17 protein-coding genes are annotated in these 19310 nt (G+C 66.8%); 12 read left to right on the forward strand and 5 right to left on the reverse strand.

Annotated elements, in window-relative coordinates; translation table 11 throughout:
• Positions 1–12 precede the first annotated feature (12 nt).
• The gene (gene rimI / locus QFZ57_RS11130) at positions 13–486 is read left to right on the forward strand and encodes a ribosomal protein S18-alanine N-acetyltransferase (protein ID WP_373461306.1); all 474 of its coding nucleotides are present in this window, start codon (positions 13–15) and stop codon (positions 484–486) included.
• The gene (gene tsaD / locus QFZ57_RS11135; protein WP_306900254.1) at positions 483–1574 is read left to right on the forward strand and encodes a tRNA (adenosine(37)-N6)-threonylcarbamoyltransferase complex transferase subunit TsaD; all 1092 of its coding nucleotides are present in this window, start codon (positions 483–485) and stop codon (positions 1572–1574) included. The genes rimI and tsaD overlap by 4 nt, the downstream gene beginning before the upstream one ends.
• A gap of 69 nt (positions 1575–1643) precedes the next feature.
• On the opposite strand, the gene QFZ57_RS11140 is transcribed toward tsaD, so the two are convergent.
• The gene (locus QFZ57_RS11140; protein WP_306630491.1) at positions 1644–2318 is read right to left on the reverse strand and encodes a CPBP family intramembrane glutamic endopeptidase; all 675 of its coding nucleotides are present in this window, start codon (positions 2316–2318) and stop codon (positions 1644–1646) included.
• A gap of 184 nt (positions 2319–2502) precedes the next feature.
• Complete coding sequence (locus QFZ57_RS11145; protein ID WP_306630492.1) at positions 2503–3654, reverse strand: glutamate--cysteine ligase; 1152 nt, start codon at positions 3652–3654, stop codon at positions 2503–2505.
• A gap of 383 nt (positions 3655–4037) precedes the next feature.
• On the opposite strand from QFZ57_RS11145, the gene QFZ57_RS11150 reads away from it, so the two are divergent.
• Entirely contained in the window at positions 4038–5486 is a 1449-nt protein-coding gene (locus QFZ57_RS11150) for a glycoside hydrolase family 3 N-terminal domain-containing protein (RefSeq protein WP_306901568.1), read from the forward strand.
• Positions 5487–5521: 35 nt separating this feature from the next.
• Complete coding sequence (locus tag QFZ57_RS11155; protein ID WP_306900256.1) at positions 5522–6364, forward strand: shikimate 5-dehydrogenase; 843 nt, start codon at positions 5522–5524, stop codon at positions 6362–6364.
• A gap of 15 nt (positions 6365–6379) precedes the next feature.
• Here the strand turns inward: QFZ57_RS11155 and QFZ57_RS11160 are convergent, their stop codons facing one another.
• Positions 6380–7633 carry a class I SAM-dependent methyltransferase gene (locus QFZ57_RS11160; protein WP_306900258.1) on the reverse strand — a complete coding sequence of 418 codons (1254 nt, stop codon included), beginning with the start codon at positions 7631–7633 and terminating at the stop codon, positions 6380–6382.
• A gap of 53 nt (positions 7634–7686) precedes the next feature.
• Between QFZ57_RS11160 and QFZ57_RS11165 the strand changes: the two genes are divergently transcribed.
• The 3 genes from QFZ57_RS11165 to groL all read left to right on the forward strand — a co-directional run bounded on the left by QFZ57_RS11165 (position 7687) and on the right by groL (position 10342).
• The gene (locus QFZ57_RS11165; RefSeq protein ID WP_306900259.1) at positions 7687–8064 is read left to right on the forward strand and encodes a hypothetical protein; all 378 of its coding nucleotides are present in this window, start codon (positions 7687–7689) and stop codon (positions 8062–8064) included.
• Between the two features lie 295 nt (positions 8065–8359).
• Positions 8360–8653: a co-chaperone GroES gene (groES, locus tag QFZ57_RS11170; RefSeq protein WP_003805290.1), complete on the forward strand. Its 294-nt coding sequence runs from the start codon at positions 8360–8362 to the stop codon at positions 8651–8653.
• A gap of 78 nt (positions 8654–8731) precedes the next feature.
• Positions 8732–10342: a chaperonin GroEL gene (groL, locus tag QFZ57_RS11175; protein WP_306630496.1), complete on the forward strand. Its 1611-nt coding sequence runs from the start codon at positions 8732–8734 to the stop codon at positions 10340–10342.
• Between the two features lie 124 nt (positions 10343–10466).
• Here groL and QFZ57_RS11180 read toward each other — a convergent pair whose 3' ends face one another.
• Positions 10467–11069, reverse strand: coding sequence for a dihydrofolate reductase family protein (locus tag QFZ57_RS11180; protein ID WP_306900266.1), 603 nt, complete (start codon positions 11067–11069; stop codon positions 10467–10469).
• Positions 11070–11292: 223 nt separating this feature from the next.
• Between QFZ57_RS11180 and QFZ57_RS11185 the strand changes: the two genes are divergently transcribed.
• The 4 genes from QFZ57_RS11185 to QFZ57_RS11200 all read left to right on the forward strand — a co-directional run bounded on the left by QFZ57_RS11185 (position 11293) and on the right by QFZ57_RS11200 (position 16054).
• Entirely contained in the window at positions 11293–12927 is a 1635-nt protein-coding gene (locus QFZ57_RS11185; protein WP_306900268.1) for a helix-turn-helix transcriptional regulator, read from the forward strand.
• Positions 12928–13021: 94 nt separating this feature from the next.
• Positions 13022–13384 (forward strand): hypothetical protein, encoded by a 363-nt coding sequence (locus QFZ57_RS11190; RefSeq protein ID WP_306630499.1) that lies wholly within the window; start codon positions 13022–13024, stop codon positions 13382–13384.
• Positions 13366–14472: a flavin-containing monooxygenase gene (locus QFZ57_RS11195; RefSeq protein WP_306900270.1), complete on the forward strand. Its 1107-nt coding sequence runs from the start codon at positions 13366–13368 to the stop codon at positions 14470–14472. Before QFZ57_RS11190 ends, QFZ57_RS11195 begins: the two co-directional genes overlap by 19 nt.
• Before the next feature lie 58 nt (positions 14473–14530).
• Positions 14531–16054, forward strand: coding sequence for an ATP-dependent DNA ligase (locus QFZ57_RS11200; protein ID WP_306900272.1), 1524 nt, complete (start codon positions 14531–14533; stop codon positions 16052–16054).
• Positions 16055–16077: 23 nt separating this feature from the next.
• Here QFZ57_RS11200 and QFZ57_RS11205 read toward each other — a convergent pair whose 3' ends face one another.
• Positions 16078–17046 carry a DUF389 domain-containing protein gene (locus QFZ57_RS11205; RefSeq protein WP_306900274.1) on the reverse strand — a complete coding sequence of 323 codons (969 nt, stop codon included), beginning with the start codon at positions 17044–17046 and terminating at the stop codon, positions 16078–16080.
• 183 nt (positions 17047–17229) lie between these two features.
• Here QFZ57_RS11205 and QFZ57_RS11210 point away from each other — a divergent pair, with 183 nt between their 5' ends.
• Positions 17230–19302: an acyltransferase family protein gene (locus tag QFZ57_RS11210; protein ID WP_306900276.1), complete on the forward strand. Its 2073-nt coding sequence runs from the start codon at positions 17230–17232 to the stop codon at positions 19300–19302.
• Positions 19303–19310 lie beyond the last annotated feature (8 nt).

Here is a 19310-nt window from a genome sequence, read left to right on the forward strand (position 1 = left end):
ACCGTCCGCGACATGACGCTGGACGACGTGCCCGCCGTCGGCGTCCTGGAACACACGCTCTTCCCCATCGATGCGTGGCCGGTGCAAATGTTCCTGGATGAACTGTCCCAGCCGGAAACCCGGCGCTACCTGGTTGCGGAGACCGCAGACGGCATCGTGGGCTATGCCGGCCTGATGTGCATCGAGCCCATCGCGGACATCCAGACCATCGCCGTGGTGCCTGAATACGAAGGGCGCGGGATTGGCACCACGCTGCTGACCCAGCTCATTGAGGAGGCGCGGCGCAGGTACGCCGTCGATGTCCTGCTCGAGGTCCGCGCGGACAACCCGCGGGCGCAGCAGCTGTACACGCGGTTTGGTTTCGAGCAGATCCATGTCCGTCCCCGCTACTACCGTGACGGCGTGGATGCCCTCATCATGCGGCTCCAGCTCACCGGCACGCCGGAAGCCGACCATGACCAGGCAACGGAAGCAGGCCAGCCATGAACCGTTCACAGCCCCTGGTGCTGGGCATCGAATCATCCTGCGACGAAACCGGCGTGGGCATCGTCCGCGGCACCACGCTCCTGACCAACACTGTTTCTTCCTCGATGGATGAGCACGTCCGCTTCGGCGGCGTCATCCCCGAGATCGCTTCGCGCGCCCACCTGGACGCATTCGTTCCCACGCTTGAGCAGGCACTGGCGGAAGCGGGCGTAAGCCTGGAGGATGTGGACGCCATCGCCGTGACGTCCGGGCCCGGGCTGGCCGGGGCACTCATGGTGGGTGTGTGCGCTGCCAAGGCGCTCGCCGTCGCCACCGGGAAGCCGCTGTACGCGATCAACCACCTGGTGGCACACGTTGGCGTGGGACTCCTGGATGACCGTACCACCGGCCGGAAGCAGGAACTGCCGGAGAACCTGGGCGCCCTGCTGGTGTCCGGCGGCCACACGGAGATCCTGCGGATCAACAGCCTCACCAGCGATGTGGAGCTCCTGGGCTCCACAATCGATGACGCCGCGGGCGAGGCCTACGACAAAGTGGCCCGCATCCTGGGTCTTGGCTACCCGGGCGGGCCTGCCATCGACAAGGTAGCCGGCACCGGCAACGCCAAGGCGATCCGCTTTCCCCGCGGCCTCACCCAGCCCAAATACATGGGCACAGCGGAGGAGCCGGGGCCACACCGGTACGACTGGTCCTTCAGCGGCCTGAAGACGGCGGTGGCCCGCTGCGTGGAGCAGTTCGAGGCCCGTGGGGAGGAGATCCCCGTGGCTGACATCGCGGCTGCTTTCCAGGAAGCCGTGGTGGACGTAATTTCCGCCAAGGCGGTCCTGGCCTGCCGCGAGCACGCCATTAAGGACGTCCTGCTGGGCGGGGGAGTGGCGGCCAACTCCCGAATGCGCGAACTGACGGGGCAGCGCTGCGCGTCCGCCGGCATCCGGCTGCATGTCCCGCCCCTGGACCTGTGCACGGACAACGGTGCCATGGTGGCCGCGCTCGGCGCCCAATTGGTGATGGCCGGTGTGGAGCCCAGCGGGATCAGCTTCGCCCCGGACTCCTCCTTGCCGGTCACCTCGGTATCCCTGCCGGCCTGACTCCCCGCGTTGCTCTATCAGATATGGCTCCCAAACCAGCGGTTTAGGAGCCATATCTGATAGAGCAAGTCAGGCGGCGTAAGTTGCAAGGATGAGCAGCGACAGGTCGTGCAGGCCGTGGGCTGTTCCAGTCGCCAGGGTTGAGCAGTGCCGGATCCTTACGCGGGCCGTGCCCCACAGTGCCCCGAAGAACGTGGTCATCACGACCTGGAGCACATCCTGCCCGCCGGGGTAGTGCCAAAGGCCAAAGAGCGCCGAAGACAGCAGGATTGCAGCGGTATCCGAGTGCAGAGCCCGCCGTAGCGAGCCCAGGACGTAGCCGCGCCAGATCAACTCTTCGCCAAAACCCACCAGGATGAAGTTCCGCACCGCCGCGTACAGGAACATCACCAGCTGGGGCTGGCCCTCGCCGAACATACGGAAGCCCACGGCGGCCAAGGCCAGTGTCAAAGCCAGCGAAACAACCAGAAGCCCCAGAGCGATAAGCAGTTGGAGGCCCAGGTGGCGCCGGGAAATCCCGACGGCGGCGGCGAATGTTCTGCCCTCCGCCCGGGCTGCTGCGGCCACGGCAGCAAAAAAGATCGCGAACGGCACCAGATTGACGGCGATTTGTCCTGCCGCACCGGCGTTCCTGGCGGCGCTGTTACCCACCAGGGGCCACAGCGCCGCCACCGCGAACAGGACCAGCACCACGGCCATGAGCGGGAGGAAGCGGCGCACCGGCTCGACAGGAGCTTTGGACATTCACCATTCCTTCCCCTCAGGAGCCCACAGCTACAGGGGAAAAGAATCACCCGCTAATCCAACCCGGGGCAGGGCCAAAAGTCCTCAGCATCCCTGTTGCTCTATCAGATATGGCTCCCAAACCAGCGGTTTAGGAGCCATATCTGATAGAGCAACAGGGGGGTCTAGAGCAACAGGGGGCGGATCAGGCAGTGGGGCCGTTCCGCATCTGCTTGACCAGGTCCAGCACCACGGCCTGGAGGTTTCCGCCGTTTTCCGCGGCCACGCGGCGCTGGCGCTGGTACCCGGCTCCCCGGCGGATGATCTTTTCGACGTCGGCAAGCTCGTCGGCGCAGTGCAGCTTGGCCGCGACCGGCTCCAGCCGGTTCAACGTCTCCAGCAGGTGGTCGGTGACCAGCTGCTCCCGGCCTGCGGCGTCCAGGATGATGATGGCGTCCATGCCGTAGCGGGCTGCGCGCCACTTGTTCTCCTGCACGTGCCATGGCGGCATGGTGGGGATGGTGCCCCCGTCGTCCAGGATGCTGGAGAACTCATCCACCAGGCACTGGGTGAGGGCCGCTATGGCGCCCACTTCCTCCAGCGTGGCCAGGCCGTCGCAGATGCGCATTTCGATGGTGCCGAGGGCGGGTACGGGCCGGATGTCCCACCGGATCTCGGAGATGGCGTCGATGACACCGGTGGTGGTCATGTCCTGCACATAGGACTCGTATTCCTCCCAGGACTTGAACTGGAAGGGCAAGCCTGCCGTGGGAAGCTGCTGGAACATCAGTGCCCGCTGGGAAGCGTAACCGGTGTCCTCGCCGCCCCAGAACGGGCTGGAAGCGGAGAGCGCCTGGAAGTGCGGGAAGTAGTTGACCAGGCCGTCCAGGACCGGAAGGGCCTTGTCCCGGCGGTCCAGCCCCACGTGCACGTGGACGCCGTAAATGACCATCTGCCGGCCCCACCACTGGGTCCGGTCAATGAGTTTGGCGTATCGGGCCTTGTCCGTCACGGGCTGCAGCTGCGGCGGGCTGAACGGGTGGCTGCCGGCGCAGAACAGCTCCACGCCCATGGGATCGGTGATCTCGCGGACGGCGGCCACAGACCGGTTGAGGTCTTCCTTGGCCTCGGCGGCTGTCTCGCAGATGCCGGTGACCAGTTCCACCGTGTTCAGCAGCAGTTCCTGTTTGATGTGCGGGTGTTCGTCGTCTTCATTGAGTTCGGGGTGGCGGGAGGCCACGCCGCGGAGCACCTGGTTGGCAACGGAAGCAAGCTCGCCCGTTTTTCCGTCCACCAGGGCAAGCTCCCACTCAACACCGAGGGTTGACTGCCTCGATGACGCGAAGTCGATCTTCACACGTTTCCTTACTGTCCGGTTTGCCGCTGGCTGAAGCCGCTCACAGGCTGCTGCCGGCAGGCGAACGGGTGGTTCAAGTCTAGTGCAGGGGTAGCATCGTATTGATGGCCCCGTTCCTGCTGCGTCACAGTCCTGCCAAAACCAGGCCCGCCAAATCCTTCCCCCTCATCCTGGCCCTGTCAGCCATGGCCTTGGCTTCCTGCACCGCCTCCCCAAGTGCCGCGCCGACGTCGTCCGCGCCGCCCACCGGGGCCCCTTCCCCGTCAGCAAGTACGACGACGGCGCCTCCCGCCGCTGCTCCCTCACCTGACGCAGGTTCCCGGCCGCTGGGGTGGGGCCCGGAACAGCGGGACCAGGACGCCGCCGTGGCCGCCGTGGCAGCCATGACTCCGGAGGAGAAGGCCGGGCAGGTGCTGCTCCCGTTCTTCACGGGCAACCAGGTGGAGGCCCATGCCGCGCTCATCCAGCGGCTGCACCTGGCAGGATCCATCATCATGGGCGACAACGTGCCACGTGACCCGCAGGGACAGGTGGACGTTGCAGCCATGGGCGCCGTAAACCAGCGGCTGCAGCAGGCGGTTGCTGCCGGCGGCCGGCGCTGGCCGGGAATCATCAGCGTGGACCAGGAAGGCGGCGCCGTGGCACGCCTTGGTGCGCCCCTCACCGAATGGCCCACGCCCATGAGCTACGGCGCAGCCAACAACCCGGCCCTGACCCGCCAGGCAGGGAAGGGCCTGGCTGCGGAGCTGGTGCCGCTGGGTTTCGACCTCGACTTCGCACCCGATACGGACGTGACCATCGGTCCCGGCGACCCCACCATCGGTGCGCGCTCCATGTCCGCGGATCCGGCAACCGCGGCAGCCCACGGAGTCGCCTTCTCCGAGGGCATGCTGGACGCCGGTGTGCTCCCCACCGTCAAGCATTTTCCCGGACACGGCTCGGTAACCACCGATTCCCACGTCAGCCTGCCCGTCCAGCCCGCCGGCATCGAGCAGCTGCGGGGCAGGGACTGGAAACCCTTCGAGGCCGCGGTCGCCGCCGGGCTTCCCATCGTCATGACCGGGCACATCGCCGTGCCCGCGCTGGAGCCCGGCGTCCCGGCGTCGCTCTCGGCGCCCAGCTATGCGGCCCTGCGGAGCCTGGGCTTCAAAGGCGTGGCCGTGACGGACGCCCTCAATATGGGTGCCGTGGACAAGCAGTATCCAGCCGGAACGGCCGCGGTGAAGGCGCTGGCCGCCGGTGCGGACCTGCTGCTGATGCCGGCGGACGTGGAGCAGGCGCACGCCGCCATCCTCCAGGCCCTGGCTGCCGGCACCCTTCCCGCTGCCCGGCTGGATGAAGCCGCGCAGCGGGTGGCCACAATGATGATCTGGCATGCCCGCGCCGCGCCGCCTGCCGGAACAGCGGGCGCAGGTGCTGCGGCCGGAAGCGGTGCCGCGTTGTCAGCCCAGGTCTCGGCATCGGCCGTCACGGTTGTTTCGGGTCCCTGCAGCGGACCCCTGGCGCCCGGTTCGGTGCGCGTCGCCGGCGGGGGCCCGGGGGACCGGGAGCGTTTCGAAGCCGCCGCCGCGCGTGCCGGTCTGACCCTTGGGTCGGGCCCGGTGGTGAACCTCATCGGCTTCGGCGGGAGACCGGCGGGAGGGGACATCGCCGTGGCCCTGGATGCCCCCTGGCCGCTCCAGGGCGCCACCGCTCCGGTCAAGCTGGCGCTGTACGGCCGCACCGACACCGCCTTCGATGCGTTGGCCGCCCTGCTGGCAGGGAAAGCGCCCGCACCCGGGAAGCTGCCCGCCGCCGTCGGACCTTTCCCCGCGGGAACCGGCTGCCCCTGACCGCGAAGGAAGGGAAGTACGCGTTTAATGGTCAGGTGCCCATTCTGAATAAAGACATGACCCTCTGCATCTCGCTCTCTGCCCGGCCCAGCAACAACGGGACCCGGTTCCACAACCACCTGTACGGGCAGCTGGACCTGAACTGGATCTATAAGGCGTTCGCGCCCACCAACCTGGAACAGGCCATCGCCGGGGTCCGCGGCCTGGGCATCCGCGGCTGCGCCATCTCCATGCCCTACAAGGAAGACGTGATCGCGCTGGTGGATGAGATGGACCCGTCAGCCAAGGCCATCGACTCGGTGAATACCATCGTGAACACCGACGGCCACCTCAAGGCCTACAACACCGACTACACGGCCATCGAACAGCTGCTGGCGTCCAATGAGGTCCCCACGGACTATTCCGTGCTGGTCCAGGGGGCGGGCGGCATGGCGAAGGCCACAGTTGCTGCCCTCCGGGACGCCGGCTTCAAGGACGTCACCGTCATCGCCCGGAACGAGGCTGCGGGGCGCGCGCTCGCGGACCAGTACGGCTTCCAGTGGCGTGCAGCGCTCGACGGCGGCACGGCGGACCTGATCATCAACGTCACCCCCATCGGGATGGCCGGCGGTATGGCGGGAGGGATGGCCGGCGGCGCCGAAGCGGACAGCCTGTCCTTCCCCAAGGAGGCGGTGGCCGCGGCCAAGGTGGTGTTCGACGTCGTCGCCCTGCCAGCCGAGACGCCGCTGATCAAGGCGGCGCGGGCAGCAGGGAAACCGGTAATCACCGGCGCGGAAGTAGCCACCATCCAGGCGCTCGAACAGTTTGTGCTTTACACCGGGGTGCGGCCGGGCCCCGAACAGGTGCGTGCCGCCGAGGAGTTCATGCGGGCCCAGTAACGGGTCCTAAGGGAGCTAAACGGGTTCCACCACGATGGCCACCCGGTCCTCGCCGATGCGGGTCAGGACCAGGGTGGCCGTCTTGGCGCCCTTTTTTGCGGCTTTCCCGCCCGTGTTTTTGCCCTGCGGGAGGAGTTGCTTCCGCAGCTCCTCCGGGGTCACCGCCGTACCCCGCTTCTTGATATCCAGCACGGTGATGCCTTCCTGCTTGACCCAGGCCTTGAGCGCCTTGACGTTGTAGGGCATGACCTCCAGCACCTTGTAGGCCCTGGCGAACGGGGTGTCCAGGAGTTCCGGGGCGCAGATATAGGCAATGTGTTCGTCCACCAGGTGCCCGCCGAGCTGCAGCGCCACATCCGCCACCAGCCCGGCGCGGATCACGGCGCCATCGGGTTCGTACAAGTAGCCTTCAACCGGTCCTACCGGCGCGGACGGGCCGGCACCGAAGTCGTCCGCGCTGGTCAGCTCGGCGGGCCCCTGGGAGCCCAGGACAAGGGCGGCGCGGCGGACGCCGGGCCGGCGTACGGCGTTGAACCACAGGGTCACTTCGGTGACGTCCCCGGCCACCGACACCCACTGCGCCTCGCAGCCCGCGGGCACGGAGTCATGCGGCATGCCGGGTCCCATCTTCACGCCCACGGACTTCCCCGAGGCGGCCAGCGACTCCACGAATGACAGCGGCGGGGAAAAGGCTTCAGGATCCCAGAGCCGCTTGGTGCCGGACGTGGAGGTGACCCGGCGTGCGGGATCCAGCCAGACGCCGTCGACCCCGTCCAGCGGAACCGATTCAGCGTTCGCGTGGACCACCGTGGCGTTGGGAAACGGAATGAGGTTCATGGTGGCGCAGGCAGCGGTGGTTTCATCCATCTCCACCGCGGTGACATTGATATCAAGGGACGCCAGGGCCATGGAGTCGGCGCCCAGGCCGCAGCCCAGGTCCGCCACGCGGCTGATCCCGGCAGCAGCAAACCGCTGCGCATGGTGCGCCGCGACATTCAGGCGCGTCGCCTGCTCCAGGCCGGCCTGCGTGAAGAGCATCTGGCGGGCGAACTCGCCGAATTTCGCCTCCGCCCTGGTGCGGAGCCGGGACTGCGTCAGGACTGCGGACACCAGTTCGGCAGGATGGCCGGCCTTCCGGAGTGCGGAGTTGAGCTCAAACGAGTCCTCGTCCCGGTAGGGGCCCAGGGATGCCAGCAGGTCCCAGCCTTCCGGGGTCAACAGCGGTGCAATCCGGTCTTGGGAAATCTGGTCCTGGGGAGCGTGAGCCATGGGTTCCAGCCTAATGGAGGAGCGCGTGCCGGGATGCGGATACTGTGGAATCCATGGATGACAACGCAGCGCCAGGGGATACCGGCGACCACAGGGCCAGGGGCAGCGGTTCGGCCCGGTTTGCCCGTCCCGTCCTGATCGCCGCCTCCGTGGTGGCCGTGGTCTCCATCGCCCTCCTGGTGATCATTTTCCTGCTGGACACGTTCAACGCCACCGTCTATTCCGTGGGCGGCAACGACCTCCAGGACAACACCCAGGAGTCCCGGGACATCCGGGGGCTTTACGACGGCGCCCGGGCGGGGAGTATCTTCTTCCTCGTTGTTGCCCTGCTCGCCGCAGCGGCGGCCGGATGGGTGCTCTACCGGGCACCTAAGCGGGGCGGTGACGCCGAGGGCGGCGAGGACGTGGACTTCGACGACCTGGGCCGTTAAAGCAACACCTCTTCCGCCCGACCGCCCGACCGCCCGACCGTCCGGCCGCCCGCCGTCGTCGCAGTCGTCGTCGTCGTCGGACCAGAAAAGGCGTACGCCCATGACGAAACGTTGGCACTCGCCTTGACCGAGTGCTAACGCTTACATAGAGTCTTCATTAGCACTCTCCCTAGGAGGGTGCTAATACATGAAGAGCTGCCAGCCAGGCTGCTGCCGGCACCGCGACGACGGTTTGCCAGCCACGGCGGAAAGCTTTCCAGTCCACGAATTTGCTGACGTAGAAGGAGAGGTCCGAGTGTCGGTCTCTATTAAGCCTCTTGAGGATCGTATTGTTGTCCGCCCGCTCGAAGCCGAGCAGACCACGGCTTCCGGCCTGGTCATCCCGGACTCCGCACAGGAGAAGCCGCAGGAAGGCGAAGTTGTTGCAGTAGGCCCCGGCCGCTTCGAAGATGGCAACCGCGTTCCTGTTGACGTAGCCGTCGGCGACGTCGTCATCTACTCCAAGTACGGCGGAACCGAAGTCAAGACCGGCGGCACCGAGTACCTCGTGCTGTCCGCCCGCGACGTCCTGGCGATCGTCGTAAAGTAACTCTTCGGATCCCCGTGCCGCCGGCCATGCTCATGCTGGCCGGCAGCGCGGGGTTTCTGTCTTTGAAAGGACAAAACCATGGCAAAGCAGCTTGCGTTTAACGACGCTGCCCGCCGGTCCCTTGAGGCCGGCATCGATAAGCTCGCGAACACCGTCAAGGTGACGCTCGGCCCCCGCGGCCGCAACGTCGTCCTGGACAAGAAGTGGGGTGCCCCCACCATCACGAACGACGGCGTCACCATCGCCCGCGAAGTCGAGCTGGACGACCCCTACGAAAACCTTGGCGCACAGCTGGCCAAGGAAGTAGCCACCAAGACCAACGACGTTGCCGGCGACGGCACCACCACCGCTACGGTCCTGGCCCAGGCCCTGGTCAAGGAAGGCCTGCGCAACGTGGCAGCCGGCGCTGCCCCCGGCCAGATCAAGCGCGGCATCGAGGTTGCGGTTGAAGCCGTTGCCGCCCGCCTGCTGGAGAACGCCCGTCCGGTCGAAGGCACCCAGGTAGCAAACGTTGCCGCCATTTCCGCCCAGAGCGACGAAATCGGCGAGCTCCTCGCCGAGGCTTTCGGCAAGGTGGGCAAGGATGGTGTCATCACCATCGAGGAATCCTCCACCACCCAGACCGAACTGGTCCTCACTGAGGGCATGCAGTTCGACAAGGGCTACCTGTCCCCGTACTTCGTCACTGACGCGGAACGCCAGGAAGCAGTCCTTGAGGATGCACTCATCCTGATCAACCAGGGCAAGATCTCCTCGATCCAGGATTTCCTGCCGCTGCTGGAAAAGGCACTGCAGGCCTCCAAGCCGCTGTTCATCATCGCCGAGGACGTCGAGGGCGAGGCCCTGTCCACGTTGATCGTCAACCGTATCCGCGGCACCCTGAACGTCGTTGCCGTCAAGGCTCCCGGCTTCGGTGACCGCCGCAAGGCCATGCTGCAGGACATCGCCACCCTCACCGGTGCGCAGGTTGTCTCCCCGGAGCTGGGCCTGAGCCTGGACACCGTTGGCCTGGAGGTGCTGGGTACCGCCCGCCGCATCACCGTCACCAAGGACAACACCACCATCGTCGACGGCGCAGGATCAGCCGAGGACGTGGCCGCACGCGTTGCCCAGCTGCGCGCCGAGGTAACCCGCACCGACTCCGACTGGGACCGCGAAAAGCTCCAGGAGCGGCTGGCCAAGCTGGCCGGCGGCATCGGTGTCATCAAGGTGGGTGCCGCAACCGAGGTTGAGCTGAAGGAAAAGAAGCACCGCATCGAGGACGCCGTTTCCTCCACCCGCGCTGCCCTCGAAGAAGGCATCGTGGCCGGCGGTGGCTCCGCCCTGATCCACGCCCTCAAGGCACTGGATGAGGACGCCGCGGTGAACGCCCTCGAAGGCGACGCTGCAGCCGCCGTCGGCATTGTCCGCCGTGCACTGGTGCAGCCGCTGCGCTGGATCGCCCAGAACGCCGGCTTCGACGGTTACGTCGTGACGTCGAAGGTTGCCGACCTTGAGGTCAACAACGGGTTCAACGCCAAGTCCGGCGAGTACGAGGACCTGATCGCTGCGGGCGTCATCGACCCCGTCAAGGTCACCCGTGCAGCCCTCCGCAACGCGGCGTCCATCGCCGCCCTGGTTCTCACCACCGAGACCCTTGTTGTGGAGAAGCCGGCCGAAGAGGACGAGCACGCAGGCCACAGCCACTAATCCCCACCGGACCCCAAGTCCCGCTTCACTCGACTTGGGTCCCTCACCGGCGTGGTCCCTGTGGTGGCATACAAAGAACCGGCCCAGCATCCGCTGGGCCGGTTTTTTGTTCGGGCGGTGCGGGTCAGGTCGCCGCCATCTCCTGCGTCTCCACCTCGCCCCCACGCTCGTACACCAGCGACACGGCTCCCTTCGGGAAGCTGCGTGCCGGCTTGGCGAGCCGGAAGGCGGCCGGCACCGTCCCGGCGTCGAAGAGGTGCTTGCCCTGCCCCAGGGTAATCGGATAAAGCCAGAGATGAAGGCGGTCCAGCACCTCTGCTTCCAGCAGTGAACGGATGAGGACCCCACTGCCGAACATGTGCACCTGCTGGTACTCATCCCGGAGCCTGCCTGCTGCCATGGCATCCGGCAGCACGGTGGTGCCTGCCCAGGCGGGATCAGTCAGAGAGCCGGACACGACGAACTTGGGTACCCGGTTGAGGGTATCCGCGATGTCCCCGGACTGGTGGGGCCAATAGGCGGCGAAAATGTCGAAGGTCTTCCGGCCGAGGAGCAGGGCATCGATGCGCCCGATTTCGGCCGCAATGTCCGCGCCGGCCTCGTCGTCGGATACCGGTGCCTGCCAGCCGCCAAAGGCAAATCCGCCGTCAGGGTCTTCTTCGCGGCCGCCCGGCGCCTGGTAGACACCGTCGAGGGTGATGAACAGGTTCGCAACGATGAGTCCCATGAGTCCAGTGTGGAAGCCTGGTCCGGGCCTGTCCAGCATCGCCGTGGCCGATCTCGACGCTGGGCCGGCTGGCCGAGGTGGACACCATTCAAACCTTGCGGGCGCTGCTGCCCTGCAGTGCGTTGTCACAGCTCCGCGGCGGGCGTACCGTGGCGCTTAGGTAGTTCCGCATGCAATGGCGACAACGGCGGACCGGCTGGGGTGGTATCCAAGAGGAGGCCAGGTGACAGCTGAGGCGGGCCTGGACCAGGGCCGGTCAGCCTTCCATGAGCACCGCTGGACTGAAGCTTTCGAAAGCTTCCGGGATGCCGACCAGCGGGGCGGACTGCCGGCCGCGGACCTGGAGCGGCTGGCAACAGCGGAGATCCTGACGGGCAACGCTTCCAGCGGGCTCGAATCGCTCACCCGTGCCCACGAGGAATATCTCGTGATCGGAGATATCCCCGCTGCTGCCCGGTGCGCCGCCTGGATGGCGATGCACCTGACGCATCTGGGGGAGGGGGCGCGCGCCGGAGGCTGGCTTGCCCGCGGCCAGCGGCTGGTGAATGAGCTCGCCGAGCCGGACCCGGTGCAAGGCTTCCTGCTCATCCCGGAGTGCCTTGGGAAACTGTATGGCGGCGACCCCCAGGGCGCCCTCCGGTTGTTTTCCCAGGCGGCAGATATCGGCCAACGGTTCCAGGACAGGGACCTGTCCGCGCTCGCGCTGCTCGGTACGGGCCAGGCGACGCTGGAGCTGGGCCGCGCTGAGGAGGGCCTGCGGATCTTCGATGAGGTGATGGTGGCGGTCACTGCAGGGGAGCTTTCGGCAGTGCCGTCCGGCATTGTCTACTGCGCGGTGATCGGAAACTGCCACGTGGCCTTCGACCTGGAGCGGGCCCTGCAGTGGACGGCCGCCCTTGACCGCTGGTGCAGGGACCGCCCGGACATGGTTCCCTTCAGCGGACAGTGCCAGGCCCACCGGGCAGAGCTCTTCCGGCTGCACGGGGCCTGGGCAGAAGCTCTCGAGGCAGCCGCCGTAGCCCAGGAACGATCCGGCAGGGGCGATCCCCAAGCGCTGTACGGGGGCCATTACCAGCAGGGGGAAGTGCAGCGGCTCATGGGAAAACTGGATCTGGCAGAAGCTTCCTTTTTGCAGGCGGCGCGCAGCGGCTACGAACCGCAGCCCGGACTTGCCCTCGTGTCCTTGGCCCGCGGCGACCCAAAGCAGGCCCAAACGATGATCCGCAGGGCCGCCGGGCTGGCGGACACCGCCACCCGCCGGCATCTGTTGCCCGCGCTGGTGGACATCGAACTGGCAGTGCCCGACCTGCCCGCGGCGCGGCAGGGTGCGGAGGAACTGGCCCGCTTCGCCCGCCAGTGCCCCATGCCCATGGTGCGGGCCGTCGCGAACCAGGCTAACGGCGCGGTCCGGCTGGCGGAGGGCGATCCCGGGGATGCTGCGCAAGCGTTGCGGCAGGCTTGGCATCTCTGGCTTGGACTTGGCGTGCCCTATGAGGCTGCGCGCTGCCGCGTGCTGATCGGACGGGCCTGTCGGGACCTCGGTGACCAAACGTCAGCCCGGATGGAATTCGAAGCGGCCCATGCTGAATTCCTGGAGTTGGGTGCGGCGCCGGCGGCAGCATGGGCCGCGTCACTCATGCGGAACGACGACGCCGGTGCTCCCGGGCCGCTGACGGCCAGGGAAGCGGAGGTGCTGAAGCTCGTCGCCTCCGGCCAGGGGAACCGGGCCATTGCCGCAACCCTCTTCCTGAGCGAGAAAACCGTTGCCCGGCACATCAGCAACATCTTCCTGAAGCTTGGCCTTTCATCAAGGGCCGCCGCCACCAGGTATGCCTTCGAGCACGGTCTCACAGGCTGACGGGATCTGCATAAAACTACCCATCCGGTCCCTGCCGGATACATACATGATTTCCCCGAAGCGGAGGCCGGAGCCCCGGTCATAGCCTCAAAACATGAACCTTCCAGTCCTTGCCGGCACACTTTCCACGGTGCTGTTCGCCGCGGGAATGCTGCCAATGCTGGTGAAAGCCGCACGCACGCGGGACCTTGCTTCCTACAGCCTGGGGAACCTGGTCCTGAGCAACGTGGCCAACGCCGTGCACTGCGTCTACGTCTTCAACCTCCCGGCCGGGCCCATCTGGGTCCTCCACCTGGCTTACGTCCTCGCCTCCGCGCTGATGCTGGCCTGGTGGCTGCGCTACAGGGAAGCGGGCAGCGACGTGAACGGCGCTGGGGCAGCAGGGCAAAAGGAACGCTCAGCCGCAGGCATCCCCGTCAGTGAAACAGGAGCACAGCGATGGACAACAACCACGTGACCGGCATGCTGGACACGATCATCATCGGCGGCGGCCAGGCAGGCCTCACCCTCGGCCACCATTTGAAAGCGAAGCAACGGAACTTCCTGATCCTGGACGCGAACCCGCGCAGCGGCGATGCATGGCGCCAACGGTGGGACTCGCTCCGGGTGTTCACCCCCGCGAAGTACGACGGCCTGCCGGGTGAGCCCTTCCCGGCAGACCCGTTGTCCTTTCCCACCAAGGATGAGGTGGCCGGGTACCTGGAAAACTACGCCGTACACAACGCCCTGCCCATAGTCCATGGAACCCGGGTGGAGCGCCTGTGGCGGGAAGGCGGCCACTTCGTCGCGGCCTCCGACGGCCGCCGCTGGGAGGCGCGCAACGCCGTCGTGGCCACCGGAGTCAGCCAGGCCCCCAGAATTCCCTCGTTCGCGAGGGAGCTGCCGCCATCCACTATCCAGCTCCACTCCGCGGAATACCGGAATCCCGGCCAGCTGCAGGATGGCCCGGTCCTGGTGGTGGGGCTGGGGAACTCGGGCGCGGAAATCGCCCTTGAGGTGGGCCGGACCCACCCCACCACCGTCGCGGGAAAGCCGGGCGGTGAATTGCCGGTGAAGCACGGCCGGGCCGCAGCCCGATACGCCCTGCCGGTGGTGCGTTTCCTTGGACTGCATGTCCTGAACCTCGACACGCCTGTGGGACGCAAAGCCGCCCCCGCCTTCAAGGCACATGCCGCGCCCTTGATCAGGACCAAGACCAAGGACCTGGCGGCGGCCGGCGTCCGGCTGGTGCCACGGGTCACGGGCGTGGAGAACGGCAAGCCCGTCCTGGCGGATGGAACCCGGGTTGATGCGGCAAACGTCATCTGGTGCACCGGCTTCCGGGACGACTTCAGCTGGATGGATCCGGAACTGCTCGACGACGGTGCGCTGCCCCGCCAGCACCGCGGTGTGGCTCTCGATACGCCGGGATTGTTCTTCCTGGGACAGGAATTCCTGTACTCCGCGGCGTCCGCCACGTTGCCCGGAGCGGGCCGCGACGCGCGGTATTTGGCAGGGAAAATACCCCAGTCAGGTGGAGTCGATGTTTTGCCTATGCGCCAATGAGGTCTATTTGTCTGGAACAGCCCCGGGGGCTTGTCCAGAGCCGTGGCAGGATGGTGCCATGCTGCTCCTTGAGCTCGTCAAAACCGCGGAGGCCGTCACCGCCACGCGTTCCCGGCTGGCGAAGGTGGATGCCCTGGCCCAGCTGCTGGGCCGGCTTGACCCGGGAGAAATCCCGACGGCGGTGGGCTGGCTCGTTGCCAAGCCCCGCCAGGGGCGCGTTGGCGTCGGTTGGAGCGCGGTGGCGGCGGCCAAGGAGGCACCCGCCGCCGAGCCAAGCCTCACACTGGCCGACCTTGACGCTGCCCTGGACGGGCTGCTCGCCACAGCGGGTACGGGATCGGGCGCCGGGCGCGCAGCCATCCTCCGGACGCTGATGGCGGCAGCCACCGGCCCCGAGCAGTCATTCATCACCGGAGTACTCCTTGGCGAGTTGCGCACGGGCGCCCTGGAGGGAGTGCTGACCGATGCTGTTGCCCGCGCTGCCGGGAAGCCCGTCGACGCCGTACGGCGTGCGGCCATGCTTTCCGGGGACTTGGGCGGAACCGCCCTGCTGGCCATCACGGGCACCGAAGCCGAGCTTGACGCCGTCGGCCTGGTGGTCGGCCGCCCTGTGCAGCCCATGCTTGCCGCCACCGCAGCCAGTCCCAGTGCAGCCCTGGACGTAACGGGTGAGTCCTCGGTGGAATACAAGCTCGACGGCGCCCGCATCCAGGTCCACCGGGCTGGCGACGACGTCAGTATTTTCACCCGCAACCTCGCCGACGTCACCCACCGGCTCCCCGAGGTGGTGGAAGCAGTGCGCGGACTGCCGGTGCGGGACGTGATCCTTGACGGTGAAACCCTTGCCCTGGACGAGGAAGGCGGCCCCCGGCCATTCCAGGAAACCATGGCGCGCTTCGGCGCGGATGCAGTGCGCGAAACGGTGCTGCATCCCTGGTTCTTCGACGTGCTGCATATCGATGGGCGTGATCTGCTCGACGAGCCGCTGTCAGCACGAATCGGTGAGCTCGAGCGGATAGCACAGGAGTACCGGATACCGGGGGAGGTGACGGCTGATCGGGCCGTCGCTGAACGGGTATCGCAGGATGCACTGGCCGCGGGACATGAGGGCGTTGTGGTGAAGGCCATTGGGTCCACCTACGCGGCCGGGCGGCGTGGGGCCAACTGGGTGAAGGTGAAGCCTGTGCTGACGTACGACCTGGTGGTGCTCGCCTGCGAATGGGGGTCCGGACGCCGCACCGGAATGCTGTCGAACCTGCACCTGGGGGCGCTGGACCCGGACGGGGAGTTCGGTGCACCGGGCGGCTACGTAATGGTGGGGAAGACCTTCAAGGGCCTCACCGACGCCCTGCTGCGCTGGCAAACCGAACGGTTCCAGGAGCTTGAGGTGCGGCGCACTGCCGGTACCGTGTGGGTTGAACCGGTCACCGTCGTCGAAATCGCCATCGACGGCGTGCAGCAGTCCCCGCGCTACCCGGGCGGAATCGCCTTGAGGTTTGCCCGGGTCAAGCGCTACCGGGACGATAAGGCCCCCGCTGAAGCGGACACGATCCAGGCCCTGCGCGCCCTGCTGCGGTCATAGCGGAACGCCGATGCGGCGGCCGCTCAGTTCCGGGCCCCGCTCCGCTGGCGCTTCAGGTTCCGTGCCACCCCGTTGGGCAGGCGCCTGGAAATGATCCGGTAAAAGAGCAAAACTGCGACGGCGGCTGCCACGATGCCCACGAGGTTGAGCAGCAGCTGGAGGGCCGAGCCCGCCGCCTTCTGGTATTCGCCCAGGACCAGGGCCACCGCAACGTATCCTGCCGCCGGCACGGTGGTCACTGAGATGAAGACACCGACCAATGCCGCGGAGCGCCGGCCGATGATGGAGAGCATTCCGGCGATCCCCGCCAGCACGGCAACAATCAATGAATAGGGGCCCGGATGGTAGATAAATTCGACCGCCGAACCTTTGTCCAGTGCATCGCGTGGGAAAAGGCCCAGTGGAACCGAAAGCCACGCCGTCAGGGCCGCCAACAGCATGGCAACCGGGAAACCGACGCACAGCGCAACTGCGGCGCGCCGCCCCAGCTTCCACTGCCGGGTGGCAAGAGAGACGGCGAGGGCGGCCAGCGGTCCGAATTCAGGCCCTACCGCCATGGCGCCCACAATGGCAATGGGGGAGTCGGTCACGATGCCAATTCCGGCGAGTTGGGTTGCCAACACCAGGAAAGCAACGAAGTTCCACGTCAGCCGGGAATCCTCGCCCGTTTGCCGCGTGACGTCGTCCCAGATCACCGCGTCCGCGCCGTCTCCGGGTGCAGCGCGCTCCGCCCGGTCGGCGTTGCCGGACAGGACGAATTCCGGCGTGGTCATGGCAATGGATCCCACCTCGTGGATCTTCAGGATCTCCAGCTTCTCGAGCAGTTCCTCCACTGACTCCCGGGCAATCAGGACCTCGATGACATCGCCCGGTGGCACCACGGACGCACCCTGAACCAACGCCACTTCGGCCACGCCCCGCTGGTCGCGGCACGTCTTCAGCGCCACCGCGGACAGCTCCCCGGGCACACAGATCCGCAACTGCACTACCACGCCGGCTCCCTTCGATGGTTGGGGCCAGCATAGTCGTGCGCAACTGCGTCCCCCTCTTTTTCGGACCGGATCTTCAGGACCGGCGCGTTGGTTCCGGGAGTGGCGCAGCTCTCTTGATTGGCCCTGCCCTGCGCCGGTGCGTAGGCTTAACGCTTTGACCGGCCGGTGTAATAAGGGGTTTGCGTGTCTACTTTGGGAACCAAGGCAGCACGAGTACACGCAGGAAGCCCCGCCGGCCGGCCGCGCAAAACGTCGTTCCGCCCGGAAATACAGGGCCTCCGCTCATTGGCCGTCCTGATGGTGGTCACCTACCACGTCTGGTATGGACGGGTCTCCGGCGGAGTGGACGTCTTCCTCCTGATCTCAGCGTTCCTGATGACCCTGCAGTTCGTCGGCCGTCACGAACGGCGGGAGCCTTTCGCCCTCCTGAAGCACTGGCTGCATCTTTTCCGCCGGCTCCTGCCGGCAGCGGTGACCGTCATCGTGGCCACCCTGGCTGTCTCCGCCGTGGTCCTTCCCCCGACCCGATGGCTGGACGTCATCCAGCAGGGCTGGGCATCCCTTTTCTATTCCGAGAACCGGCTGCTCCAGCAGGCGGCCGTGGACTACTACGCCAATGACCACAGCCTCGCCAGCCCCTTCCAGCACTTCTGGTCGCTCTCCATCCAGGGACAGGTCTTCATCCTGTGGCCCCTGATCTTCCTGCTGGCGGGCTGGACAGCGCGCCGTTACAGCCTGTCGTACCGGCCGCTGCTTGCCTACATCTTCTTTGCGGTCTTCCTGGGCTCGCTGGGCTATTCCGTGTACTTCACAGCCACCAACCAGGCAATGGCATATTTCGATACGGGCGCCCGGCTCTGGGAGTTCGCGCTGGGCACGCTCGTGGCCCTGATTCTTCCCGGCCTGCGTTTTTCGCGCCGGGCACGCATCGTCATGGGGTGGGCGGGCGTCGCCGCCATGCTTGCCTGCGGGATTGTCCTGGACGTCCAGGGGGCCTTTCCCGGGGTGGCTGCCCTCTGGCCCACCGTGGCCGCCGCCTTGGTGATCGCGGCGGGACAGACCCAAAGCAGGGCGGGTGTGGACCGCATTCTTACATCGGCCCCCCTGGTGCGGCTCGGTGACATGTCCTATGCCCTCTACCTGTGGCACTGGCCACTGCTGGTGCTTGCGCTTGCATGGAGCGGCAAGGACCACGCCGGCTGGTTGTCCGGCTCCGCGATCATCGCCGCGGCCCTGGCCCTGGCTTACCTGACTACCCGGTACATCGAAAAGCCCTGGCGGGGATGGAAGTGGCCCGAGGTCAGGAAACGCCGTGCCGTCCTGGCCATCATGCTGGTGACGGCCGTGGCGGTGGCGCCCCTGGCCGGTTGGCGGCACCAGCTCGACGCCGAACGACGCGCCTTGCAGGAAGAAAAGCTGGCCAACAATCCCGGGTCACGCGTCCTGGACCCCACCTTCACGGCAGCCGGAATGCCCGCGGAAGGAGCAGCTCTCCTGCCGCTTGCGGCCGATTTGCCCAAGAACTGGGTAGCCATGGACGGGCCCTGCACGGCGGAGATCGCCCCGGAGGACCCGCTGTTGCGGGACGCCTGCGGGGAACAGAGGCCGTCCGGCAACCCTTCGCGGCGGGTCCTGGTACTTGGGGACAGTCACGCCCAGCAGTGGTCCGGAGCCGTCAAACCGCTGGCTGCCCAGAAAAACTGGCTTCTCTATTCCATCCTGAAGGGCGCCTGCAAGGCCACGCCGCCCGGGCTGGGGGGAAGCGAAGACTGTGACAACTTCAACGCGGCGGTACGGAACGAAATCAACAGGCAACAACCCGACGCCATCATCCTGCTGGGCACCGCGGCGGTTCCCTCCAGCCCCACGGAGGAGCTGACACCAGGTTTCGAGGAACTGGTCACGGGCTGGCTGGACAAGGGTATCGACGTTGTGGCACTCCGGGACAACCCCCGTTTCTCCTTCAACATGGCGGAGTGTGTGCTGCGGGACGGGGCAGAGGCCCAGGCCTGCCGGCCGCCCGCCGCGGAAAACCTCCGACTCGACAGCCCCTTCGGCAGCCTGGACATGGCCAGGCTCCCGGGCCTGTCACTGCTGGACCTGACGGACAGGATCTGCACCCCGGCGGAATGCCCTGCCGTGGTGGGCAACGTCTTTGTGTACCTGGACAATAACCACCTGAGTGCGGAATATGCGGACAGCATGGCCGACGAGTTCGCCAAACGGTTGCTGAGCTCAACAGGGTGGACCGGCTAATGCCCTCC

Source organism: Arthrobacter sp. B1I2 (assembly GCF_030816485.1).
Lineage (GTDB): Bacteria > Actinomycetota > Actinomycetes > Actinomycetales > Micrococcaceae > Arthrobacter.